Below are 25,734 nucleotides of genomic sequence, written 5' to 3'. Positions count from 1 at the left end.
GTGTATTAGTTCATTGGGGTCAATTGCCAAACGATAACACAATTAGCTATAAAGCTGTTAGCTCCGTCACCAGTTTTTGAAATACCTGATAAGCCGGTTTTTGTGAATAATCGTCGCGCAAAATGCCGAACTGATAGAAAATATCGTCCTGCGAACTATCGGCATCACGAAGATTAAAAAGTTCGTAACGATGGATATTGAACGTTTGCCGCTCGTCATAGATGGTTCGGATAATGGTTTCGAGCACTTCGGCTTGCCGCTCGCAGGAACGATTAGCACTTGTTGGCCAACCATTTTCGCCGATATAAATCGGTACGGTAGCCGGAATTTGTGCCTGCGCCATACTGACGTTTCGAAACTGGTGTAACACATGGCGCACAGCTTCTTCTAACTGCACGTTGGGCGGTAACGGAATAAACACATCGGCAAAAAAATCGAGGGCTACATAATCGAGGGACTCCACAAAAGGTTGCCCACCAATTTTGAGCAGGTCGGTCCAGAAATCGTCGGCCGGATTGAAGTTGATTGTTGCGCTGAATCCAATCCTAATCGTAAGCCCCAGCCGCTGTACTTCAGCTTTTGCGGCCAATACACCAGCCACCAGCGCAGCCCGCACGTTTGGTGTTATGCCATCGCCACCGGGACCGGTGGAGTTTGCTTCTTCGGTAATCTGGAGAGTTGTCAGATCAGCACCATATTGCCGAATAATTGATCGGACAAAATTGGTCCATACCTCAAATGGGTCGTCGATAGCGCGGTAACACAAAACCAGATCGAGTTTACGATTGGGAGCCAGGTATTGTAGAAAATTGCCGGGTGTTATAGCTTCTACCTTTCCGGCGCCAATATAGCCCATATAAGCCCGAACAATGAATGGCTTTTCAACTGGTTGTAATTCATTCAGAGCACTTATAATTGCTTCGGGCCGATCGGGAAGGCCCGTCAATAAACCGCTTTCGGCTCCGGTTGCACTACCGGGATAAATACCAAATGAGAATGGTTGCATCTGTCTGTGTGTTAAGTTGAATGCAAACGTATTTTCTTCGTTTTTGCCTCTTGCCACGCAAAGCGGATTTTATGGCCCGCCAAACGGATTAGTTAACAGAATCTGAAACTTGGGCAGTCCATGCTTTCTGCGTAGTTTCGTTACATGAAAATTTTCGCAAGCAATCATGGCCATTACTTCGATGAGTTTCATCAGACTTATCCGGCCGAATTTCACGGAACGATGGGTTATTCTGAAACCCGCACTCCGCTGGCCGATGAGGTTGCTCAGGGCGAACTGGTAGAGATTTGTTTTCAGGGAGTACGTATTCACTACGGGCAGTTCCAGATTTCACAATCGGACGTTATTCGAACAATGGAAGATTTCCCATCCGTCGAAATGCTGTTTCAGTTACAGGGCCATCGGTCATGGCAGTCGTCGGTATTGAGTGAGTTGGCTCCTAAGCAACACAATCTGAGTTATCGCCCCTCTGCCGATGTCTGTAGCCGGTTCGAAACGGGTCATCATCAGTATGTTGGTATTCAATTGACCGAAACGTTCTTCTGTCGATTTGCCGACGAAAGTTCGCCAACACTCGCTCAATTGTTTACTCATCTTGTACAGCAGCGGGCAACAGCGGCTTCGGTCCGAAACCTGCCTTTTACGGCTAGCTTGCAAACTGACCTGATTCATCTGACCCAGATTGGTCATCGACACCCTCTTAAGCGACTCTACCTGGAAACGGTCGTAATTGATTTATTACGTCAGCAAATCGGCCAGGCAGATGCTCAATACAGCCATCGGCCGACATCGCTCAAAGCCAGCGACATCGACAAAGTGTATGCCGTTAAAGAACTTCTTGATACAGATCCTCTTGCACCTTATTCGTTGTTACAACTCGCCCGAACAGTTGGTTTAAACGATTATAAGCTCAAAAAAGGTTATCGGGAGTTGTTTGGCACCACCGTATTTGGTTATCTGAACAGCCTTCGGATGAACTATGCCCATCAGTTATTGCGCGACACCGATAAAACCATCTACGAAGTTGCCATGCAGCTTGGCTATAGCGAAACTCACCATTTTTCGGCAGCTTTTAAACGTACTTTTGGCTACCTTCCCAGCCGAATAGCTCGCAGATGATAAGTCAATCTGCGCTATTGCCCTTAAAACAGAATTGAATGAAACGGCTCCTGCCCCGGCTCTTTCTGGCTATGTTACTGATCCTCAGGATACCGTCTGGATTAGTTTTTGGTCAACCCAGCCATCAATCTGGCGTAATGTTCTTCAAAGGCTCCTGGAATGCTGCACTGGCCGAGGCCAAACGTCAGAACAAACCTATTTTTCTGGACGTCTACACAACCTGGTGTCCGCCCTGCAAACGTATGGATCGGGAGGCTTTTCCGAACCCCAGGATTGGTGCATCCTATAATGTTCATTTCATTAATTACCGGCTCGATGCTGAGCTAAGAGAAGGGCACGAAATTGCGAAACGGTATGCGGTAGCCAGTTATCCAACGGCTCTGTTTATCGCTTCCGATGGTCGACTGATTCACCGCGCTGTTGGCTACGGAGGTGTGAATGCTATGCTGGCGCAGGTCGATCATGTACTATCGATGTCGCCATTTAAGGGAACAATAGCCAAAGGCGATAGAGACTACGCGAAGGGCCGTCATGAACCGGCTTTTCTTAAAAAATACATAGCAACCCGCCAGTTGCTTAACCGGCCAGTGAACGATGTATTGGATGCCTATATCGATGCACTGACCGAAACGGAACGCACAAGTCATGAGATAGTAGCATTCATAGCTGAAAGCCTTCAATCGTCAGACACGAGAGCCTTTTCTTATCTGCTTCTGTATCGTTCTTCGCATACCCACGCGGATCGGGCGGATGAGCACCTGAATGCGGTTGTATCCGACGCGCTGGATCGGGCAATTACTAATGATTTTGAGCAGGCCAGTTTAACGAACGATGCCATTCTTCTGGAAAAAGTGATAGTTAATAGCAATCGTAAGTCAACTACAGACATGCCAGCCATTGCCCGTACGGATGCGGAACGACAGGCAGCCGCCAACAATTATCGGCTCCGGTTTTATAGACAGACTAAAAATGTATCGTACCAGGCATTAGCCGATAGCCTTAGCCATCAGTAAACTTCCAGGAAGCACATGGCGCAGAGCAATAGAACAGCCCCAATAAATACATTAAAATCATTTAATCTCACAAATTCCTTACTAATCCGTTTAGTTTAAGCTAACTATAGCTCCCTCTCATGGAAACGAATAAGTTCACTCGCTTTTTCGAAAAATTTGCGTCAAAAGCTACGCAGGCAACTGGTTCATCGACTGCTTTTTTGCTGGCTTTATTAACCGTAATTATCTGGCTCATCACGGGGCCAATTTTTGGTTATTCAGACACCTGGCAATTGGTAATTAACACCGGCACAACCATTATCACCTTTCTGATGGTATTTTTAATTCAGAAATCGCAGAATAAGGATTCGCTGGCGATGCAAATTAAACTCAATGAGTTAATAGCCGTAAACCGAAAAGCCAGCAATCGTTTGCTGAATGTTGAAGATCTCACCGAAGCCGAGCTACATGCCTTACACCAATTCTTTGGCGTACTGGCCGAACGGGCCAAAGCCGAATCGAATTTGTCGGAGTCGCATTCGATTGAAGAAGCCGAAGAGATTCACGAAGATAAAATAGAAGAACTGGAACAACGCCGACAAGAGCGCAAAAAATCGAACCTGCATCAGCCCAGAGCTTCTAAAGCGAAGCCTTAGCTCTGGCTTTAGAAGCCCATTTTAATTTCTTGCCGCTCGCCCGAAATGGTTTGTTCGTCGATGTTGAAAATGTCGGCAAGAGTCATTGGTTCTTTGGTTCGATACTCGACATTCAAATGAGCCAAAAGCTCGTTGGCTTTGGAAGGCGATAATTTACCAAACGCATAATCGACCATCAGGCGACCTTTGCGGAGCAGTGCTTTATCTAACAGATGTTTGCTGGCATTGAAGGTAGCAATTACCTGAATGTGCATACAATCGGCCAGTAGACCGTCTGTCAGGTTAAGAATATTCGAAACACTATTGGTATCGCCCCCGGCTTCGCGAGCCTGTAGAATACGTTCGGCATCTTCGATAATCAGCACTGAATCCTTATTATCGAGCAAAAACGGAATAATTTCGGGCGATGTCAGGTAATTGGTCATATAAGGTGGCAAAATCAGCATATCCTTTTTGACCAGCGAACTCAGGTATTTAATATAGGTTGTTTTGCCGGTGCCGGGTTCGCCATGTAGCAGAATCAGGCCTTTGCTTTTGGGTTGAGCCAGCAGGCTAACCAGCCGTTCATGAACCGGACCAAAGTCGTCGTTATAATATAAATCAAGATTGATTTCGGGCGGAACAATGTCGACTCGCTCGGTATGCAAGCCACCCAGTCCGCTCTGAATCAGATAGATATGCGTCTGATTTTCTTCATGGACGTATTTATGTTCTTCAACTCCGGCCAGAAGCGCTTTAGCCGAAGCTTCGTCGCGGTAGAATCCATATAACCGAAAAAAACGCTCGCCCACAAACTCGGCTTTCAGTATGATACCGTCGCTGTGTTGATAGATCCGCTCAACGGTGTGCCAGCCGTCGTCGTTAACCCGCGTCGAGTGGTTAATCAGATCGAAGCCGCGCTCAATCAGCAGTTCACGGGCCGACATCTTGAAATCATCGTTAAAATGCAGGTAATTCGGATAGCTCCCAAAAGCCTGCACAAAGTGTGGGGCCATCGGAAACTCCCGATCCAGATCGCTGGGGATATACAAGTTCTGAATAATTTGATGACTAGGCATACGACTTTCAGCCGTCAGGTAGCGCAACATTTCAGTTTTAGAAAATTCTTCCTGAGGTCTCAAGTGAGCTTTAGATTACGTAAAACGCTACTAATTTACCTTAAAATTAATAAATAACGTAAATCTGGAATTAGTTTAACCGACAGATCGAATATTGCGGCTTACATAGTCTTGTTGAGAACAGGTTAAACCGTTTTCATATCTATACATTATAAGAACCGGATAACAGCAGGCTGGTAGGCTCTTATTGCAACAGCCCGCAAGTTAACACCCTAAAAATGAACGTATAACAACTTACAAGCACTTTTCTGACCTGTTATTTACACTAATCCGGGAGCTCCATTTGACAGCTATAACAGCCAGTACTAAATAAACTATAAGAACAGGCAACGGTAGTCGCTCCCGAATGCGTAAGTATACTATAGAACGTAACCACCTCTATCACTTGTGCTATTCCGGAGAAGCAGATCATTAGCCTTGCCCGAGATTCTGGACGGTTGCCGCCATCAGAAACCGGCTGCTCAAAAGCAGCTATTTGAAGCGTATTACAGTTTTGGGGTGAACATTTGTTTACGGTATGCCGACAGTCGGGAAGAAGCCGAAGAAATGTTTGACGATGGGTTCCTTCGTGTGCTCAATAAAATTGCCTACTACGATCCGGAACAGCCTTTCGATGCGTGGTTTCGGACGGTAATGGTTCATTCGGCCATTGATCATTACCGACGCTATAAAGTAAAGCAGGTTTTTACCGACATCGACGAACTCTATGATGTTGGAGAATCCGATAATTTACTGGATCGGCTGGCGGCCGACGAAATTCTGGCTGTTGTCCAGCAACTTCCTCCTGCCTATCGAACTGTTTTTTCATTGTATGTTGTGGATGGCTACTCCCATCCCGAAATTGCCCAGATGCTGGGCATACATGAAGGTACGTCACGTTCTAATCTTGCTAAAGCACGCCAGAAACTTCAGGAATTGCTTATGACATGGACTTCTAATAACGCAGTAAATCGACGAAACTATGTCTAACGAACGTTTCGACAAACTAATGAAGAAAAACCTGGAATCGGTCAGGCCAGCTTATCAATCGCAGGCCTGGGATCGGTTTCGAAAACGACTTCCTGTTGGTGGCTTGTGGTCGTGGGTTTTGCCCTATGGGGGTTGGGTAATGAGTGGGCTAATGCTTATGGGCTGGCTTATGACGCTTTATACCCTACGCGAAAATCAGCAGATTATTCAGCAAATAAGTCCATCGCTGGCCAAAACGGCTCCTGTCTCGCCAACAAGCCCGGCTACCCATTCAGTACCTGAGGCTATTGCTTCGCACCGCATCGACACTGTCTATATCGTAAAAAAAACCATAGTAGAGCATCGGCATTATTATGACCCAACTTTACCGGACAAAAAACAATTTTCGGAACATCCGAGTCGGCAGCAATCTAACCCCGAAGCCGGTAGTCGGCCTACAGGAACCGGTCTGTCCACACTGAACGAAGCGGTGACACTACAGGAGCGGTCTGGACAAGAGCAATCGGTGCCGGTTGCCAGCCTGGCAACTTCATCTAAACAGCCTAAGCAAGCCAGTAAGAAATCCTCTGTACGGAATTCACCCACTGACCAGCCAGCTAGAAACGAAAGGGACTCGATCCTGCAAGCACCCGCCAGTACTGCACTGGTAGCAGAAGAATCGGTAACAGATCGGGGCTCATCACCTGCCGCCGATTCAATAGACCGGCAACCGACCAAATCGGCGGGTGCTGTTGATCAATTACCTACGCCCAAAACCGAGACCCAGGCCAGGGTGGAACCAGCATCGCAACATCGTTCGCCATTTCGGTTATCGTCGTTGAAGCCGCGTTTGGGTATTGAGTCGATTGCAACTGCGAATAGTATTGGTATCGGACCATCCATCGAAGCATTTCCTATGGATAATTTAGGTATTTCGGTAGGGTTACGAGCTTCGCAGCTTCGCACCCAATCGCATCATGGTCCTGACGATTTCAATGCCGCCACTGGCAAGGAATTTATCGACCAGTATAAGCCCTATTTACCAGCCAATTATGACCGAATCGAAGACATTTCGGTTCGAACGTCGTTGATCAGTCTACCCGTTTCGATCAATTATTATGTGCCTTTCCACCGAAAGTGGTCTGTATTGGTCAAAGCTGGCACCCGTTTCGATGTGGCAACGTATCAACAGGTCTACTACGAAAGTTACCTGAAAGGCGACGAACAGCATCATTCTTTCGACACCAATGTACAATCGCGCTTTTTCCACAATTTTATGTTTGGAACAGGGCTTCAGTATCGAACATCCCGATTTTCGGCACAGCTCAGTCCATACTATCTGTATGATTTCCGCCCTACAGCCAGCACCCCATCTGGTAATAATTTCGGTTTGCAGGCATCTGTATTGCTTGATTTATTCAAGTAGTGGCGATGCCTGTATATGCTAGTGTAGAACTAAATTTCTTTTAAAGGCAGGCAACGGTGTTTACAGCAACTCTCGTAAGTTAAATCAAACACCGTATGTATGTCGAAGCAACATATCAATGAGGCTGTCAGCCGTCACCAATTTTTACGTCAGTTAGGTTTGCAGGGAGCCGCCCTGATGGCTGTCTACTGCGCCGGACATTCACTAACTAGCTGTAGCAAAGGAGCTGATGTAACTCCCGCTCCTCTTAGCAGCTCAATAACAGTCGACCTAAGCAGCTCGGCCAACGCAGCCTTGCTCAAGCAGGGCGGCTATATCGTTACCAACAGTGTTGTTGTGGCCAATACCTCAAAAGGTTATGTTGCCGTAACGGTTGTCTGTAGCCACGAAGGCGAACGACGAATTGAACTGCTGAACGATGAGTTTTATTGCTCTGCTCACGGTGCTCGCTACGATTTGAACGGCAAAGGGCTCAACAGCAACGGTAGTCGTGGTTTAACAACCTACACAGTTGCCCAGTCGGGTACTATTCTGACAATTTCTTAATCTACTATACTTTGGGTTTTGTGGCTCAGGAAACAGTCTGCGTCAAAGCCTATTCTTGTACTAACCTATGAAACTGATTTTAATAATCTTCTGTATTGCCACAGGGCTTTCCAGCACGGGTCTTGCTCAGGTTACGCCACCCGATTCGGTACCAGCCAGTAGTGGAGCCGATAGCCTGTTGACCAGTCTGATGAGCGATTCGTCAGTATCTGCCCAACCGCTTCTTCCCTCAAAAATGATTTTTACGCAACGGATCTTCTGGGGGCCAAAGGGCTTATTACGGGTTATGAACCTTGCTCCGTTAACGCCCGAAGGCCGCGAACATGAACTAAAAATTCGGCGAACCATGCTCGTAAGCCATCAGGTGATGGGCTTTGTTACGCTGGCAGGTTTCATTGCTCAGGGAATTGTTGGCGCAAAACTCTATAATGCAACGGGCGATCAATATTCCCGCCTGTTGCGAACTCATGATGCACTGGCCACGGGCGTCAATATTACCTACACAACCACCGCTGTTCTGTCGCTGGCTGCGCCACCTAAAATGCTTACCGAACGCAAAGGGCTGAGTTCCATTAAACTTCATAAATATTTGGCAGTAGCTCACATTGCGGGTATGATTACAACCAATGTGCTGGCGGGTATGCTACACGCTCACCCCGAACTAAAACCCTACCACCGGGCGGCTGCCTACACAACCTTCGGTGCTTTTGCCTTATCCATCGTTGCCATAAAATTCTAAACCTATGCGCTATTCTTTTTTGCTGCTGAGTTTGCTCACCACACTGGCGGGCCAGGCTCAATCCCCATCGGCAACCCGGTATAAATTGCTTGTTGACAAGGGACATTCTACCGTAACGTATACCATGAAACATCCCATGCACACCTGGGACGGCGTTAGCCACGATGTAAATGGAGCGATGATTTACAATTCGGCCAACAAACAGGTTGAAAATGTGGCGCTCGTAATCAAAGTTGCGAGTTTCGACACGAAGAATGCCAATCGGGATTCGCACGCCATCGAAGTGCTGGATGGTATCAAATACCCCACCGTAACATTTACCTCACAAGACATTCGCCCGAATGCATCGGGCGGGCTAACGGCCAAAGGAAAGCTCACGTTCCACGGCGTCACACGCCCGCTGCAAGTTGATCTTACCCGGCAAGACACCAATGATGGCTTTCTGTTTGATGGCACTTTTCCGGTTAGTCTAACCGATTATAAAATCGAAAAACCATCGTTAATGATGGTCCCCGTAGAAGATGTAATGACCATGAAATTTAGTCTCTATTTCAAGAGCACGACTCCAATGACGAATTAACGGTTATTGGGTTTTAACCAAAAAGCCGACCTTGCTAATGTTCAGCAAGGTCGGCTTTTTTGATTGTAGAGATCAATACGAGAATTTGAGCGTACCCGGCGAAAATCGAAACATGATCTCATGAACGCTCTTTTCGTAATACTGATTAGACAGCGGGCTTTCGGGAGTTTTCGAATTGAAAATATATCCTAGCCGAATCGACTTTGTTAACTGGTATTCTGCCAGCGCCTGAATATAATCGGTTTGTATTAGCCCAGGACTATTGTGTCGATACGAAGCGCCCAATCCAAACTCTTCGCCAAACCAGATCCGCGCATTGACATCGACACCCAACGGCCGGTTCTCAATTTTAGAAACCAGCACCGACGGAATCAGCACGGTACCTTCATCAATTTCTATTTTCGTACCAGCGTTTACCATAACGGGTCGCACTGCCGGATAGAGCGACTGCCCTGCCAGACTTACCCCTCTCGATATAACTTCTGGCATCGATACTCCTCCGAAAAAATGCTCGGCCTGATAATAGATTCCAACCCCAAAACTCCCAACTGCCCGGTTCAGGCTTGAAGCGCTCGTAAAATCATAGACCGGCAAGACGTTGACACCACCCTGCACCCCTATCGACAGCTTTGCCAGTGCAGGCAAATTAAACCGATAGGCAACACTACCATAAACGCCCGTAGCTGCCAATAGCCCCATTCGGTCGTTAAGAGCCTGAAAACCTAGCCCAATGCGCCCATTGGATATAGAGCCATCGCCAGATACACTTTGCGTAATGGGCGCGTTTCGGGCCGTAATCCACTTACGACGCAAAAAGGCCGACAGATGGAATGTTTCACGGCTCCCGGCATAAGCTGGGTTTATACTAAGAGGGTTGACGAGGTACTGCGAATAGAGAACTTCCCGTTGCGCAAATGCTATACGAACGGAGAATAAGAGACTAGCAGTAATCAGAAAAAGGCATCTTCTACGAAAACTAACAGGCATACGGCATTCAGGAATAGAGAACCAAATTGCAGGGTTTTCCCATAAAAACCTAATCGGGATCGTAATTAACTACAAGCCCCAGCCGGTTTGGGGCTGGGGCTTGCGGCAAAGAAATCAGTGGTATTTCCACATCGATCAAGCTCTGGGTAATTACTCCAGTGTCAGAATCTTGATCTCGGTCCGGCGGTTCTGCTGGTGTTCTTCTTCCGGACAATCGACACCATCTTTACACTTGTTCAGCAGCTCGGTTTCACCATATCCTTTCGCTACCATTCGTTTGGCCGAAACGCCTTTCTTTTTCAGATAAGCCACTGCCGCTTTGGCCCGATTGGTCGATAAGGTATTGTTATATTTAGCCGTTGCCCGGCTATCGGTATGTGATCGCATTTCGATTTTCATGGCCGGATACTTTGCCATCAAGGCTGCCACTTTATCGAGTTCAAGAGCAGCATCAGGGCGGATCGTCGATTTATTCAGATCGTAATAGATGTTATCAATTTTGATTACATCGCCTTTTTTGAACATGGTTAGATCGGGCGTTTCGGTTGCATTTTTTGCAATTCGAACGCCGGTAGTTCCCATGCTGTCTTTTATGGCTTCGAGTGAATAATCACAACCGGGCTGAACCGTAAATTCATAACTACCATCATCGCCCGTAATTGCCTCCTGCGATGTGCTGTCGCATTCACTGGTTAACACAACTTTCACACCAGCGATAGGTTTCTTATCGGTCTGATTTCTAACAATTCCGCGTAATTTTCCGGACATCAGTCCCTCCTTCGGCTTGCTTAATGGAATTTCCAGCAGCGACGGTTGATCATCCGAAAAATCTCTTGTCGAAAAACCAATTTTATTATCCGTATATCCTTCCCGACTGGCCAGAAATCTGAAATCACTATCAGCATCGAGGCAAACCCGCATCAGGCCACCCGCGTCTGTTTTGACCTGCTTGTCGCTTCCTTTTCCTGCATCAACAGATACGGTAGCTTCGGCCAGGGGTTCTTTAGAGTCGGCATCGACCACTTTAACCATCAACTCCCGACATGGGTACATTGCGCCTTCTCTCGTAAAACGGTATACGTCGTCATCTGCACCGCCATTTTTTCGGTTGCTACTAAAATAGCCCGATTTACGGTCGGCATCGGTCACAATTCCGAAATCATCCTGTGCTGAATTTAACGGGGCTCCTAAATTACGTATCCCTTTGGCATGGAGGCCGTCGTCGGTAAGTAACACATAAAACATATCCAGCCCACCCAGCCCTGGCTGCCCGTCCGAGGCCACATATAGATTCCCTTTCTCATCGGCGAATGGGAACATCTCATTACCTGTTGTATTAACGTCTTTCCCTAGATTAATGGGCTCAGACCATTTGCCATTTTCATACTTAGCGACATAAATATCGGTTCCGCCAAAACCACCAGGACGATCCGAAACAAAGTAAAGTAGCTTATTATCCGGCGACAATGTTGGATGGCCGGTCGAGTATTCATCGCTGTTAAATGGCAGTTCCTCAACCTCGCTCCAATAGCCATTGCTCTGAGTAGCAGTGTATAACTTCAGTTTATTTATCCCGTCGGAGCTTTTGCGGTATTTGCCATTATTGAAGTTGTTCCGGGTAAAAATAATCCGGCTACCATCCTTCGAAAAGGTAGCAGGGCCCTCGTGGTATTTTGTGTTTAATGTCCGGCTAAACCGATCCGACTCACTTATGGCTTCTTCCGTATAATCTGATCCGGCATTAATATTAGTACCGCCAAAAAAGCCAACTGTTTTCGAATCATTTGGTGTCTGCGCGGTATAATCATCACTTCCTAAGGGGCGAATAAGATTTGTCTTTTGTACCCGTTTTTTAGGGACAGAACCGCCAACACGTGAGGCTGTAGCCTGAATTTCTTTTTCTTCGGGCTGGTAATATAAATCCAGAAAAGGGCTACTATTCCACTTGAATACCCGCTTAATTCCATTTGGCTCACCCGTCGAAACAAATACCAACCCTCCTTTATAGAGCATTGGGCTAAATTCGGCTTTTCGGGTATTCAACTTCAGAAATTCAACTCGATAACTATTGGCGTTGTTAGTCAGCGGAGTAACATCCCGATATAGTTTAGAAAATTTAGGGCCGCGGGAATCGGCGGATTGTACTTTGGTGTACTTATCATACATTGCCTGAGCTTCCTTATACTTGCCATTGCTGGCCAATGCCTGAGCATAGTAGAGATAACTTTGCGAATACTCGGCGGGCAGTTCACCATCTGTCATTAAATCACGATAAACGCGTTCAGCATTTTTAGTATCGTGCATCTGATGATAGCTATAGCCTAATTTAGCTTTAGCGGCCCGGCGTTCGGCATCCGATAGCGCCGTCGACGTTGTCAGGGCTTTTTCGTAAAGATCGACAGCCTGTGCATAGGCGAGCTGATCAAACTGGCGGTCGGCCTGTTTACTGAGCGACTGCGCTAGAATCTGTCCGGTAAGTAGCCAAAATAAACTTAAAAGCGAACAAATGCGTGCCATAAACGAAGGGTGTTATGAGGCTGTAGTTTGTGCTAACCAGCACAGAAGATATGCTCCTAGCCTAAAATCGAAAGTGTCTACTGAGTAATAGAGCAAATACTGGGCCGAAATTACCGGCATATAATTAAAAAGACGTAAGAGAAAGACTATTGAAACAGTCTGCTCTTACGTCTCTTAACTACTTAATCACTATTAGAAATATCGGGGTGTGAGAATGCGGTTTTTACCGAATCCAAACTCATACCGCAACATGATCTCATGTGAACTGGGAGCAATGTCCTTAAAGTTATTCATCGTCCGGTCGTAGGCATAGCCAAACCGAATTTGATCCGTTAGCTGTAACTCCAGCATGCCAATCACCGCATCTGTACCGACGCTGCTCCAGTCTGAAAATTGATTCCGGCGAATAGAGGCTCCAATGGCAATCCGGTCGGCGAACCAGAAGTTGATATTTCCATCAAATCCCAGCGGTGCGCCCTCGGCATATTTCACCAAAAACGATGGTTTCATTTTCACTACCGGGCTGATTCCTACGACAAAACCTCCTGCCAGATATGCATGCCGACGCTGAGTAGAGATTACGCTGCCTACATTGTATTCGGTCAGCTTATTCTTAATCAACCGGGGAACCGACAAACCAATATACGACCGGTCGTTGCTCAGATAGATTCCGGTACCAAAGTTGGGCAGAATCTTCGAAATATTGTTGGCGAAAGCCGGATCGAGTTGACCACCATCTGGGCTCGTTTTAATATCGGCCAGATTCACATTATAGCTGGCAGCACCTGCCTGCAAACCCAATGCAAGTGTGCTACGGGTTCCTACTTTAATACGAAACGCGTAGGAAACAAACCCGCCTGCTTCCTGAACAGGGCCATATTTATCGCCATATAATTGGAGGCCAATGCCCACCCGCTCCCGATTCAGGGGCATATCGGCGGTGAAGGTTGCTGTTTGGGGAGCACCCTCAACTCCCGTCCACTGGTTGCGGTACAGCGCCGACATGCTCAGAACATCGCGGCTTCCGGCATAAGCTGGATTGAGAGCCATCATGTTGAACATATACTGAGAGAACATTTTGTCCTGCTGAGCCCGCAACGGGCTGGCACTGATGCAAACCACCAGTACCAGGCCCACTGCCCACTTTGTCATTAAACTCTGCTTTGCCATCGGTATTAGCGGTTAATGGTCATGTATCGAACAAATCTGCGGCCATCGCTGGTGCGAATGACGTAGTAGTAAGTACCATCGGGCAGGCCATCAGCATCCGATCCGGCCATCACACCGGTGTTAGCTTTGCCATTCCAGTCGTTTTTGTAGTCGTCGTTTTTATAGACCAGACTGCCCCACCGGTTGTATACTTCCAGACTTACCGTTACGCCCGCAAGCCCACGGATAACGAAGGTATCGTTGATGCCATCACCGTTTGGCGAGAAGCCTTCGGGGATAAACACAGTCTGGTTGCTTACTGGCAGGTTCAACGGAGTAGCCTCACGCTCGTTGAGGTCCGTTGGGTTGAGGTTGCCGTTGAGGTCTGGAATCAGTCCATTGGTCGACACATCGGAGACGATTCCTGTAGAGGCCCGTGCCTGAGCATACACTGAATTCAGGAATGTGGTAGTAGAGCCGTTAGACGCTACATTAATCACAAGCTGGAGTGTATCGGTCTGGCCGGCTGGCAGGATACTGGTAGAATCGCCCAGAACAATCAGCGGCTGAGTATCACCGTCGAAATTGTTGTTGATCACCAGGCTACTACCGGTTGAGGTAGTGGTTGGTGCCTGTACTACCGAGTAGGTCGCTCCCGTCTGGTTATTAAAGACTTTCGAGAGTGAATCACTGACTATCACCATCTTCAAATCTTCGGGACCAAAGTTCTGCACGACAATTTTGTAGGTAACGTTGTAGCTACCATTCGGCTGACGTGCCGTATCGGATACGGCCATGGCTACACCAATGTAAGAAGCTCCTGTCAGGTTATTGAGTGAAATTGGCGTTGGTTCGCTGTTGTTACGCGGATCCAGGTCATTATCTGGGTCGTTGTTTGTACCTGCCGTTGAGGTATCAGCTACCATTACATTTCCATCCGCCAGGGCTGTTGCATAGGCCGTATTGTAGAAGGTTAACGAATCCGCGTTTTTCACATCGACCCGGACAGTAAAGTTCAGGCTACGTGTAGCACCAACTGGCAGTGTACTCATCGAATCGACCAGCATATTGGTAATCATGCCCTGTCCCGTATAGAGCGTATCGACAGCCAGATCAGCATCGGCCGTAACAGGAACCCGATTGCTTACAATCAATGCCCCATGGCCAAATGTTTCTGACAGATTATCGACTACCTGTACCTTCGTCAGTGGCACGGTTCCCAGGTTGCTCAGCTTGATCGTATAAGGAATGTCATAGACACCCGTTTCGACCATTGTGGGTACACCAACAGATTTAGCAACGCCTAACAGAGCGGATGGCAGATCGAAACGAACTCCGGTAGCCACAGCTCCCTCTGGTTGCGGATCTAGTCCATTATTGGAAATATCCATTACTGTCTGTGTAGAATCTGCTGTGCGTCCCTGCCCAACAACAGTTGAGTAGAATGGCCCCATCTGACCGTTTGGCTTAACATTTACCGTAATCAATACGGTATCCTGCTCACCAATATTCAGATAACTACCCGATTGCAACAGGTTGGCATCCGTGTTGCCATCGAATCCAGCATTAGCAACCAGATGGCTTCCAGCTCCAACAACCGGCGCACCCACTACCGAGAACGAGGTCGGGGCAGCAAAGGCATTTACCAGACTATCGGTCAGGCTCAGGCCATACAGAGCAACGTCGCCATAGTTTTTCACCGTGGCTTTGTAGGTGACGTTGTAGCTGCTGTCGGCCTGAAGCTGAACGCTCACAACAGCCAGCGCAACTCCCAGACTAGGCCCTGTTGGCGCATCTTCACCCAGCGTAAATGTTGAGAAGCCTGTGTTATTGGTTGGGTCGCCATCACCATCAGGATCGACATCACCGCCATTGATTGACAGATCTTCTACTTTCATGCCATTACTCCAGGCCGATACACTGGCAATATTCCGGAATGTTTTGGTCGTATCGCCATTTGTCCGCTTCACCGTCACATCCAGGAAGAATGTTTGCGAACTGTTGGGTGCAATATAGCTGCTGGTCGAGTCAAACAGTTGGGTATTGCCTCCCATACCCGTAAAGGCGGGATTCTGATTCAGACTAAAGTCAGCATTTGTCGAGCTAATTGTAACGTCCTGAACGGCATTGGGTGAGAATGCATAGGCCAGATCATCTGTTAGCTGCACATGGCTCAGCGTATCGTCACCCATATTGGTTACGACAAAGCTATAGCGAACCTTAATCAGTGAGTCGCCAACAGCCGCTGGGGTTCCAACAACTGCTTTTGCCAAACCAATAACCCCTGCTTTTGCGGTCGAGGTATCTTTCACCGTAACACTAGAGGTGTTATTGGACAGGTTCGTATCCTTGTTATCCAGGTAGGTAATTTCAGCCGTGTTCACGACCTCACCCCGCGTCAGTAAGCGAGCGCCAAATACGATCGACTTCGTTTTACCCGCTGGTAAGCTATCAATATGAGCCTTCAGTACACCATTGGTTATTGTAAGATCCGATGACAGATTCACAACATCCAGCTCTTTCGGTAATACATCACGAACATCGATATTGTGTGCTGTGTGGGGGCCGTTGTTACTCACGGTCAGTGTATAGGTCACGGTTTCGCCCCGTTTCACCACACTCTTGTCAGCCGTCTTGGCAATGCTCACATCCGTATCCAGTGTGTCGCTGGCACAGTTGAATACCTTCACAACTACCTTCGCCGGAGCACTCAAACAACCCGTTGGCCCTTTGGCCACAATCCAGTACGTACCTTCACAAACTGAATCCGGACGAATCACAATGTTCGAAGTATTGCATTCGCAAATTCGATAGATATATGAGTTTGATGGATCGGGCGACGAAATTGCTTTGGTCAGGTCCACAATTTTCGAAGGACAACTGTTGCGCAGGTTCGACACTAATGGTGGCAACACCGGATCGGCAACATTTACTGCTACAGCATCCGATTTAACCGAACTGCAACCGTTACCATCCAGAAGTTGTACACTGTATGAGCCACTCTGTTTCACCACAATCGACTGGCTGTGCGCATTGTTACTCCACACATAGCCACTTGCTCCATCGGGCGCTTTCAACGTCACCGAATCGCCATAGCACAGGTTGATATTTCCCTGAATTGTTACGACAGGAGTTGTTTTACCACCCTGAATTGTCAGAACCATATCGTCTGTAGCAACCGGGCAACTGGCATTGTTGGTACTCACCGACAGTGTCAGCGTAACCTTACCTGCCAGAATATCCTCTGCACTAGCTGTGTAAGTAGCATTCAGGGCATAAGGATTATCAAATGTACCGTTGCCACTCGATTTCCAGTACGCCACTTTTCCTGCACCACCCATGGTGCCATGTACCTGATAAGATTTGGAAGCGCATATACTGGCATCGGCACCGGCATCGGCCGTGGCAGGATTCTGAGCGTCACAAGGCGACTGCTCTTCGCAGGTCGTGATCTGTACATGAATAGCCACTGGGAGGCTCACACAACCGGCAGAGGTTCGTTCTACTACGTAGTAGGTCCCCGTGCCAACTGCCGACGGATTAGCCACTTTAGTGCTCAGTACCGCATCGTTGTAGTACTCAAACACGCCACCAGCCGTTGAAACGGCACTCGTCACAGCGGTACTCAGATCAACTGTTGTGAATGGGCAACTATTGGTCTTATCGACCACCAATGGTTGAGCAACTTTCGGTAGTACTGTCACCGCTACACCATTCGAAGCCGCGCTCTTACATTGTGTAGATGTACAGCATTGTGCCGTAATGGTTGTGCTGCTCGCCAGCGAAACAGTGATCGATTGACCCACCTGATTATTCGACCAAGTCACATAACTATTGTCGGAACAACCTTCAGCTACCAGCGTTACCGGCGTACCAAAGCATACGGTAGTGCTGTTGCCGCCACCCGACACCGCGATTGTTGGAGCAGCCGGTGCACCTACCGTAATGGTATTGTAAGCCGACCATTCACTCTCGCAAGCGCCAATCACACATTTCACACGATATTGTACAGTCTGAGTTGGACTCACCGTTAGCACACTACCCGTTGTGCTGGTCGGATCTGACCAGACATAGGTTCCGCCTACACAACCCGTTGCAGTTAGTGAAACCGTTTCACTGGTACAGATAGCGGGTTTATCGACAACAATGGCCGGTATGGCTGGGCTGCTCAAATGAATCGCCACTGGCGTTGATGCGCCACTGGTACAACCATCCATCCAGCAACTTGCTGTCAGAGACAGATCGTTGTAGATGATTTTACTAATCGTTTGTCCTACACTACCGTCGCTCCAGGTTACCGTACCGCTTTCGCAACCAGTAGCTGTCAGCGATACGGTTGAGCCGTAGCAGACAGTTAGCGATGAGTTACCGCTAATGCCCGGAGCCGGTATGGTTTGTAACGTAATGGCGGCTCCTGTCAGATCCCAATCGGCACAGACATGCTCATCCGCTATCAGTTTCAATACATCCGTAGCGCTAGTAATACCCGATTTAATTAGCGACAAATCCAGATAGTTTGCATCGGCTGGGTTAGCATTGTATACCAGCGTATGAATCTGGTATTGACCCGCCTGGGCAGCCACAACAAAGTTAGGTGTAGCACTGGTCTGGTCGACCAGCATACCCGCTCCCTTCGTTAGCACATACAGTACCGAATAGCCATTTGGCTGTACTAGCCCACCATTTGGCGTAGCACCTATTGTAGCAGTTGTACTGCTGCCAATGCATATTGCTGGATTTATGGCGACAAGCGTCCCTGCTTTAGCCACACAATCGCCTTTGTTAATGGTGATTGTATTGGAAGGATCGCTTAGACAATCCCGGAATTTACATTGAGCATAATAGGTCTGAATACCATCTGGCTGAACCACCAGTACCGAACCTTTATTGTTGCCATTTATATCGTTAGCAGACCAGATTACGTCGCCCGAACAACCTGTTGCACTCAGCGACACAGTACCTCCTGGCTCAACGCTTGTGGCAGAAGCGACAATTGTTGGAGCGCCTACTGGCACAACCGTCACCGTATACCCGGCAGAGACTTCGCTCTGACAGACTCCATCCTTACAGTAAACCGTATAGGTTGTTGTAACGCCTGGCGCAACAACAATACTGCTGGTTGTTTCCTGAGTACTCCAGTACGGCGTTCCCTGACAGTTCTTCACATCGAGTTTCACCGACTCGCCGGGGCAGATCGTATCGGAACTACACACGCAACGAACAATAGTTGGTCGTGGTGTTGGGGTCACGTCGATACTGATGATATTAGAACGGCCGCTGGCGCAGAGTGTACTGTTAGTTGGGCGACAAACAGCGTAGAACGTTTTGTTTTCAGGAGTAGCTGTGACCGAAACAACGGCCCCGGTCTGACCATCCGACCAAAGAACGGTACCTGAGCAACCCGTTGCTGTCAGCGAAACTACACTATTACTGCAGACAGCCAAACTCGATGCGGTGATCGTTGGAGCGGCTCCCCCTGAAGTAGTAACCGTTATGCGCACCTTGTTAGAAGCATCACTCACGCAGTTACCCACTTTACAAGTTGCATAGTATTCTTTGGTTTCTCCCGGCAGAATCTGAATTACAGCCCCTGTTTTGTCCGTACCTGGCCAAAGCACCGTACCGTTACAACCAGTAGCCGTCAACGATACAACTTCACCACTACAGATCAGCGACTTATCTGCTTTAACAATTGGAGCCGATGGGCTTACCACCGTAATATCCACTGAGGTGGATGGATCGCTCAAACAGTTCTGACTGGTTTTGCACTGAGCATAATAGCTGGTACTGGCGGCAGGATTAACCGTAATGCTGGCTCCCGTCATACCATTGTTCCAGACAATTGTACCGCCATCGCAACCATAAGCCGTCAACACAACGGGGGCATTCGCACAAACCGAATCTACATCAGCACTGATGGTAGGAATGGCAGGTGTAATAATGGGGATGGTGAGCGTTGGCGAAGCCTGGCTTGAACAACTTCCATTAGCACAGTAGACACTGTAGCTGTTGTTGCCCTGAGTGGGGATAACTACAATGCTGCTGGTAGTGGCCGTCGTGCTGCTCCAATGTGGTGTTCCAACACAATTATTGACAGTCAGCGTTATCGATCCACCAGGACAAACCGAAGTAGCACTGGTAGCGATGGTTGGCGTAGGCAAGCCACTGCTAACATCGATTGTTTTGGTTGCTGGTCCACTGAGGCAACTACCAACACGGCATTGAGCCGTATAGGTGGTTTTGCTGTATGGATTCACCACGATAGATGCACCGGTCTGTGCACCTTCCGACCATTCGATAGTGCCACCTGTGCAACCCGAAGCTGTCAGCGTAACCGAAGCGCCTGGACATACCGTGGCAGACGATGCTACAATAGTTGGTGGCTGTGGATCATGAACGGTAATAGTAACCGAGTTAGAGGCCGCACTGGTGCAGCTTCCGCTAACGCAACTAGCTGTGTAGGTTGTGGTCAGAGTTGGCTTAACAGTAACGGAGAAGCCAGTCTGTCCATCCGACCACTTGATAGTACCGCCATCGCAGCCCGTTGCTTTCAATGTAGCCACATCGCCTTTGCACATATCCGTAATAGCACAGGCTATGTAGGGAGGCTGCACATTGCATTGTTCTACTGGTATAACAACCGACGATGTATCATTCTGAGGGTAGTTTGGATCGTTGTTAGATCCACTTACGATTGCCGTATTCTTAATTGATCCCGTTGCATTGATCGTCGCTTCGACAAATAAGTTACGATTCGATCCTTGCGTTAGCGTGCCAATTGTCCAGATACCCGTTGCGGCACTATATTCACTAGAAGGTGTTGCGCTATTGAATGTTAATGTTGAGGGCAATACATCACTAACCTGAACATCTGTTGCGGTAATCGGGCCATTGTTGGAAACCGTTATCGAGTAAGTGATTTTCTGACCTACACTATATGGTCCTGCGGTAACGATTTGTTTTACAACGGCCAGATCTGCCAGACAAGTACCTACCGTAACGGTTACCGATGTACGACTTGAACTTGTACAGTTATCGGCACTAACCGCTTCTGCATAATAAATGTTTGCGCCCGATTTGGATGGCTTAATTGTTAGTTTACCACCGCTTTCGGTTGTCATCAACAACTGACCATTCTCATCATACCAGTTGATTTTTGAACCAGGAGCGAAACCAATCAATTTAGTAGCTCCTCCCTGACACACTAATGTATCGTCGCAGGCAACTCCAACTGGGGCATCCGGGCGCTTGTTTATTTTCAGAATTAATGAGCTCGAAGAGGCATTACATACACCACCCGGACCATCAGGATCATTGGTAGTGGCAGTTAGCACTACCGTACCGCTACTGACGTCAGCCAGCGACGGTGTATACGTTGTAGTTAAGCTACTAGGTGCACTAAATGTACCAGTTCCGGTTGATGTCCAGGTAACACTGGTAGCCGATCCCGAAATTGTTGCCTGAAGCGTTACCGGATCAACCGAACAAGTTGTTAAACCAGAGCCAACCTGTACTTCAGCCAGATTCTGACAACTACAGTTAACAATTTCGACCGTCAGAATTGCTGGATTACTGTAGCAAGCCTGCGCAGAACGAGCAAATAAATAATACTGCCCAGCGCCTACTGCCGTCAGGTTAGTTACCATAGTGGCCTGCGAACGATTGGTACTCGTATACCATTCGTAAGTCAGCAATGGATCATTGTTTGTAATTGCTACAGTCGTCAGATCTGCTGTTTGTGCAGGGCAAGTATTTTTAAGTGTACTGGCAATGACCGGCGTATCTACTGAATTGACGGTGATTACAACCTGTTTCCGTTCACTATGACACTCTTCAGCCGACCCCTCTATAGACGCTTCTACATAATAAGTCGTCGTCTGACCGGGCTTAACCTTTAAGAGTTGGCCGTTTTCTACAATAGCAAATGGTATTTCATCATCTGGGGTCAGGAACCAGCATATCTTCACATTAGGCAGACAACTGGAAGCCGTTATATCGACCGAATCACCTTTACAGATGCTGGCATTGTTCGATGTTGCTAAGCAGAAATCTGCTGGACACGAATTTATCGGTGTCACAGCCGTGCTGCTGTCATTATTCGGATTGGTGTCGACCACACCCGATGGCGGTGCCACGCTGGCCACGTTGACAATGGTGCCACTGGCCCCAGCCGTACCCGTCACCACCAGCGTCAGACTGCCGCCCGAAGGTAAAGTCGGTATCACCAGACTACCACCCTGTAAGCTAGCTATCGTCGGAGTAGTCGGACAGGCCGCTCCGCCACCTGAACCCAAACAACTCACCGTTGTGGCGGTGAAGTTTGCCACCGCCGGGTCGGATACCGTAGCTCCGTCAGCCCCCGATGGGCCGTTGTTGGTGATCACTACATTATAGCTCAGTGACTGACCCGCTGTTACACTCGATGGACCCGTTTTCACAATAGCCAGATCCGTTGTCGGGGTCACTGGCGTAATCGGTGTCACAGCCGTGCTGCTGTCATTATTCGGATTGGTGTCGATCACACCCGATGGCGGTGCCACGCTGGCCACGTTGACAATGGTGCCACTGGCCCCAGCCGTACCCGTCACCACCAGCGTCAGACTGCCGCCCGAAGGTAAAGTCGGTATCACCAGACTACCACCCTGTAAGCTAGCTATCGTCGGAGTAGTCGGACAGGCCGCTCCGCCACCTGAACCCAAACAACTCACCGTTGTGGCGGTGAAGTTTGCCACCGCCGGGTCGGATACCGTAGCTCCGTCAGCCCCCGATGGGCCGTTGTTGGTGATCACTACATTATAGCTCAGTGACTGACCCGCTGTTACACTCGATGGACCCGTTTTCACAATAGCCAGATCCGTTGTCGGGGTCACTGGCGTAATCGGTGTCACAGCCGTGCTGCTGTCATTATTCGGGTTGGTGTCGATCACACCCGATGGCGGTGCCACGCTGGCCACGTTGACAATGGTGCCACTGGCCCCAGCCGTACCCGTCACCACCAGCGTCAGACTGCCGCCCGAAGGTAAAGTCGGTATCACCAGACTACCACCCTGTAAGCTAGCTATCGTCGGAGTAGTCGGACAGGCCGCTCCGCCACCTGAACCCAAACAACTCACCGTTGTGGCGGTGAAGTTTGCCACCGCTGGGTCAGATACCGTAGCTCCGTCAGCCCCCGATGGGCCGTTGTTGGTGATCACTACATTATAGCTCAGTGACTGACCCGCTGTTACACTCGATGGACCCGTTTTTACAATAGCCAGATCCGTTGTCGGGGTCACTGGCGTAATCGGTGTCACAGCCGTGCTGCTGTCATTATTCGGGTTGGTGTCGATCACACCCGATGGCGGTGCCACGCTGGCCACGTTGACAATGGTGCCACTGGCCCCAGCCGTACCCGTCACCACCAGCGTCAGACTGCCGCCCGAAGGTAAAGTCGGTATCACCAGACTACCACCCTGTAAGCTAGCTATCGTCGGAGTAGTCGGACAGGCCGCTCCGCCACCTGAACCCAAACAACTCACCGTTGTGGCGGTGAAGTTTGCCACCGCTGGGTCAGATACCGTAGCTCCGTCAGCCCCCGATGGGCCGTTGTTGGTGATCACTACATTATAGCTCAGTGACTGACCCGCTGTTACACTCGATGGACCCGTTTTTACAATGGCCAGATCCGTTGTCGGGGTCACTGGGTAGAAGCCAGCATCTAATGTTAGGTTATTTTCTCCCGGCGCTAATGTTACTGACTGTGTTTGTCCTGTTATTGGATTAGCATCACTATCAAAAGCGTCGCTTCCACCTGCATCGGCTATCGTTGCAGTAAAACTTGCCGGTGCAACAAAGCTTACGGAGTAAGGTATTCCGGGAGTAAGTCCTGTAAAACTGTAAATCCCGCTGTTGTCAGTAGTTGTTGAGGCAATTGGTGTATTGTTTCCATCCAATAATACAACGACAACATTCGGTATACCTGGCTCCCCTGAGTCCTGAATACCATCTTTGTTATTATCGACCCAGACAAAATCCCCTAATGAAGCAAATAACTGAATAAAGCCAGCATCCACATTAGGATTGTTCCGAGCCGTATCGTTTGCTGGTTTGCTTGTGTCTATTGTATATATACGTGTAAAGCCGTCCGACCCTACATCACTATCCAGTGAATCGGTAGGAGTAGAGGCTACATCCTGTTGTGTTAGCGTAAAATTGGTTGGCGCAATAAATTTAATTTTATAGCTACCATCGGTTAAGCTATCAAACAAATACTTGCCTCCACCAGCAGTAACAGTAGAATCTAATTTTACAGCCCCCGTTGCATCATACAGATAAACTTTTACGCCATCTATTCCGGTAGAGCCATCGTCCTGAAGGCCATTTTTATTTGTATCTAACCAAACATAGTCTCCGAGGCTTCCATATGGCCCCTGAACAACCTGAATATCACAGCAGTTTAATGCCGGGCACCCATTAAGCGTCATAGTAAACCGATACGTACCAGGACTCTTAATGGTTAAAGATGAATCAGCATTGACAACAGCGGAGTCGGCCGATAGGGTAGTTACATCCTGATTATTGCGATACCAGACTATATTTTCATATCCTGTAGGCACGCTAACCGTAAATTCATCGCCCGGATACCAATATATAGGTACAGAAAAGCAAACAGCCGCATAATCATCTTCTACTAAGCTCTGATTATTTGGTTGCGAGTCTGAATCGGTTTGATCAGCAGACATTACTTCAGCCGTATTGAACCAAACCCCCCGTTCTAAAACGGTAGCATTCAGCGTAAGAATAGCTGAATCGCCAGGGGCAATAGCACTTAAACTCCATAGCCCTGTTGCCGAAGCATACGTTCCTGTTCCACGAAGTGTAGAAGCCGACGAGGGCACATAAGAGACGCCCCCAACTGGCAATTGATCCTTAATAACTACATTAGTAGCCGTTGCAGAACCAGGTTCATTCTTTACAATAACAGTATATGAAAGAATATCGCCAAGCGCTGGATTCTGATTACTAACTTTTTTGGTAACGCTTAAATCAATAGTTGGAGTAGTTTGCGCATGGGCAGACATTGCCAGCAAACTCACCAGGCTGATTAAGGTGCAAACCGTTTTGAATGAATATAGCAGCGCAGAAAGAGCTTTAAACGAGTTTACAGGCTTTTGCAAGCCGCTCGTTTCCCAAGTGTCTATCCCAGCTAAAGTCGAGTTTTCACCCGCATTAGATACCAATCTGGAACTGGTGGAAGGATATGACTGATTTAGTAGAGTTTTCTCATTCATTTGCTGTTGTACTAAAAAGGTGGATGCTTGGTGCAGATTGCGATAAAATCGCCTTGCTAAGCCAGGAGGGCCGATAGTTGAGCTGTCAGGAGGTCTAAAGAAAGTAGTAAAGAATCCTATCCTGGTTATTGATGGCAGCCTGTGGCTTTCGCTTTCAGATGGTGGATGCTTGTGTCGCCTATGGGCAGGTTTATAATTTTCTGCCGGCAAAAGATGCAGAAAGTAAGTAATAAGCCGGTCTCTGAGGGATGTCGTTTGAACATTATTGCCCATAACATCACTAGCTTTCCGTCTAAGAAAGAAATCCGTCAAAACCGTAAACCAAACTGTGTGTAGCGTATAAATTACTTTCATCTGCAACCTTATTTGGGGCGATACACTCTATCGCAAAGGGACCGACTTAGCAATTATTCAGACACATAAACCGCTCATAAGTCACGGTTAGCGACTGAATGCTAAAAGGCACTTTTTGCTTTTTAAAATTGAACGAAAACTATGCCAATTCATAAGTCTACGTTATTTATTCTATTTAATAACTAGCCAAATAGCAGATTTTGACTAGTTTAATTAAACAAAACCCAAAAAACGTTTATCCTTTGTTTGACAATAATTCGTCTGGTCCTGTAGCGCCTTTAACTATACACAGGGCACTATAAGGTAGCGAAAATTATGCCAATCATT

At 48.0% G+C, this 25,734-nt stretch carries 14 protein-coding genes; 8 read left to right on the top strand and 6 right to left on the bottom strand.

Annotated features, from left to right (window positions below; translation table 11 throughout):
* Nucleotides 1-46 precede the first annotated feature (46 nt).
* Nucleotides 47-1,006: a hypothetical protein gene (locus WBJ53_RS04345; protein ID WP_338874832.1), complete on the bottom strand. Its 960-nt coding sequence runs from the start codon at nucleotides 1,004-1,006 to the stop codon at nucleotides 47-49.
* Nucleotides 1,007-1,150: 144 nt separating this feature from the next.
* On the opposite strand from WBJ53_RS04345, the gene WBJ53_RS04340 reads away from it, so the two are divergent.
* The 3 genes from WBJ53_RS04340 to WBJ53_RS04330 all read left to right on the top strand — a co-directional run bounded on the left by WBJ53_RS04340 (nucleotide 1,151) and on the right by WBJ53_RS04330 (nucleotide 3,773).
* Complete coding sequence (locus WBJ53_RS04340) at nucleotides 1,151-2,125, top strand: AraC family transcriptional regulator (protein WP_338874830.1); 975 nt, start codon at nucleotides 1,151-1,153, stop codon at nucleotides 2,123-2,125.
* A 38-nt stretch (nucleotides 2,126-2,163) separates the two neighbouring features.
* The gene (locus tag WBJ53_RS04335; RefSeq protein WP_338874829.1) at nucleotides 2,164-3,138 is read left to right on the top strand and encodes a thioredoxin family protein; all 975 of its coding nucleotides are present in this window, start codon (nucleotides 2,164-2,166) and stop codon (nucleotides 3,136-3,138) included.
* Between the two features lie 119 nt (nucleotides 3,139-3,257).
* Nucleotides 3,258-3,773, top strand: a complete 516-nt coding sequence (locus WBJ53_RS04330) for a low affinity iron permease family protein (protein WP_338874828.1) — start codon at nucleotides 3,258-3,260, stop codon at nucleotides 3,771-3,773.
* Nucleotides 3,774-3,781: 8 nt separating this feature from the next.
* Here the strand turns inward: WBJ53_RS04330 and WBJ53_RS04325 are convergent, their stop codons facing one another.
* Nucleotides 3,782-4,831: an AAA family ATPase gene (locus WBJ53_RS04325; RefSeq protein ID WP_338874827.1), complete on the bottom strand. Its 1,050-nt coding sequence runs from the start codon at nucleotides 4,829-4,831 to the stop codon at nucleotides 3,782-3,784.
* Between the two features lie 447 nt (nucleotides 4,832-5,278).
* On the opposite strand from WBJ53_RS04325, the gene WBJ53_RS04320 reads away from it, so the two are divergent.
* The 5 genes from WBJ53_RS04320 (at nucleotide 5,279) to WBJ53_RS04300 (ending at nucleotide 9,130) form a co-directional block, all read left to right on the top strand.
* The gene (locus tag WBJ53_RS04320) at nucleotides 5,279-5,860 is read left to right on the top strand and encodes a sigma-70 family RNA polymerase sigma factor (RefSeq protein WP_338874826.1); all 582 of its coding nucleotides are present in this window, start codon (nucleotides 5,279-5,281) and stop codon (nucleotides 5,858-5,860) included.
* Nucleotides 5,853-7,265, top strand: a complete 1,413-nt coding sequence (locus tag WBJ53_RS04315) for a hypothetical protein (protein WP_338874825.1) — start codon at nucleotides 5,853-5,855, stop codon at nucleotides 7,263-7,265. Before WBJ53_RS04320 ends, WBJ53_RS04315 begins: the two co-directional genes overlap by 8 nt.
* 99 nt (nucleotides 7,266-7,364) lie before the next feature.
* Nucleotides 7,365-7,811: a Rieske 2Fe-2S domain-containing protein gene (locus tag WBJ53_RS04310; RefSeq protein WP_338874824.1), complete on the top strand. Its 447-nt coding sequence runs from the start codon at nucleotides 7,365-7,367 to the stop codon at nucleotides 7,809-7,811.
* Nucleotides 7,812-7,878: 67 nt separating this feature from the next.
* Entirely contained in the window at nucleotides 7,879-8,550 is a 672-nt protein-coding gene (locus WBJ53_RS04305) for a hypothetical protein (RefSeq protein WP_338874823.1), read from the top strand.
* 4 nt (nucleotides 8,551-8,554) lie between these two features.
* Nucleotides 8,555-9,130, top strand: coding sequence for a YceI family protein (locus WBJ53_RS04300; protein WP_338874822.1), 576 nt, complete (start codon nucleotides 8,555-8,557; stop codon nucleotides 9,128-9,130).
* A 72-nt stretch (nucleotides 9,131-9,202) separates the two neighbouring features.
* On the opposite strand, the gene WBJ53_RS04295 is transcribed toward WBJ53_RS04300, so the two are convergent.
* The 4 genes from WBJ53_RS04295 to WBJ53_RS04280 all read right to left on the bottom strand — a co-directional run bounded on the left by WBJ53_RS04295 (nucleotide 9,203) and on the right by WBJ53_RS04280 (nucleotide 24,939).
* Nucleotides 9,203-10,117, bottom strand: a complete 915-nt coding sequence (locus tag WBJ53_RS04295; RefSeq protein ID WP_338874821.1) for a PorP/SprF family type IX secretion system membrane protein — start codon at nucleotides 10,115-10,117, stop codon at nucleotides 9,203-9,205.
* Between the two features lie 150 nt (nucleotides 10,118-10,267).
* Nucleotides 10,268-12,634: an OmpA family protein gene (locus WBJ53_RS04290; protein ID WP_338874820.1), complete on the bottom strand. Its 2,367-nt coding sequence runs from the start codon at nucleotides 12,632-12,634 to the stop codon at nucleotides 10,268-10,270.
* Between the two features lie 192 nt (nucleotides 12,635-12,826).
* Nucleotides 12,827-13,804, bottom strand: a complete 978-nt coding sequence (locus tag WBJ53_RS04285) for a type IX secretion system membrane protein PorP/SprF (RefSeq protein WP_338874819.1) — start codon at nucleotides 13,802-13,804, stop codon at nucleotides 12,827-12,829.
* Between the two features lie 5 nt (nucleotides 13,805-13,809).
* The gene (locus tag WBJ53_RS04280) at nucleotides 13,810-24,939 is read right to left on the bottom strand and encodes an SdrD B-like domain-containing protein (protein ID WP_338874818.1); all 11,130 of its coding nucleotides are present in this window, start codon (nucleotides 24,937-24,939) and stop codon (nucleotides 13,810-13,812) included.
* Nucleotides 24,940-25,734: the final 795 nt, after the last annotated feature.

This window comes from Spirosoma sp. SC4-14 (assembly GCF_037201965.1).
In the GTDB taxonomy this organism is placed as follows: domain Bacteria; phylum Bacteroidota; class Bacteroidia; order Cytophagales; family Spirosomataceae; genus Spirosoma.
Note: the sequence above shows the minus strand (reverse complement) of the source record. Positions and strands in the feature narration are given on the sequence as shown.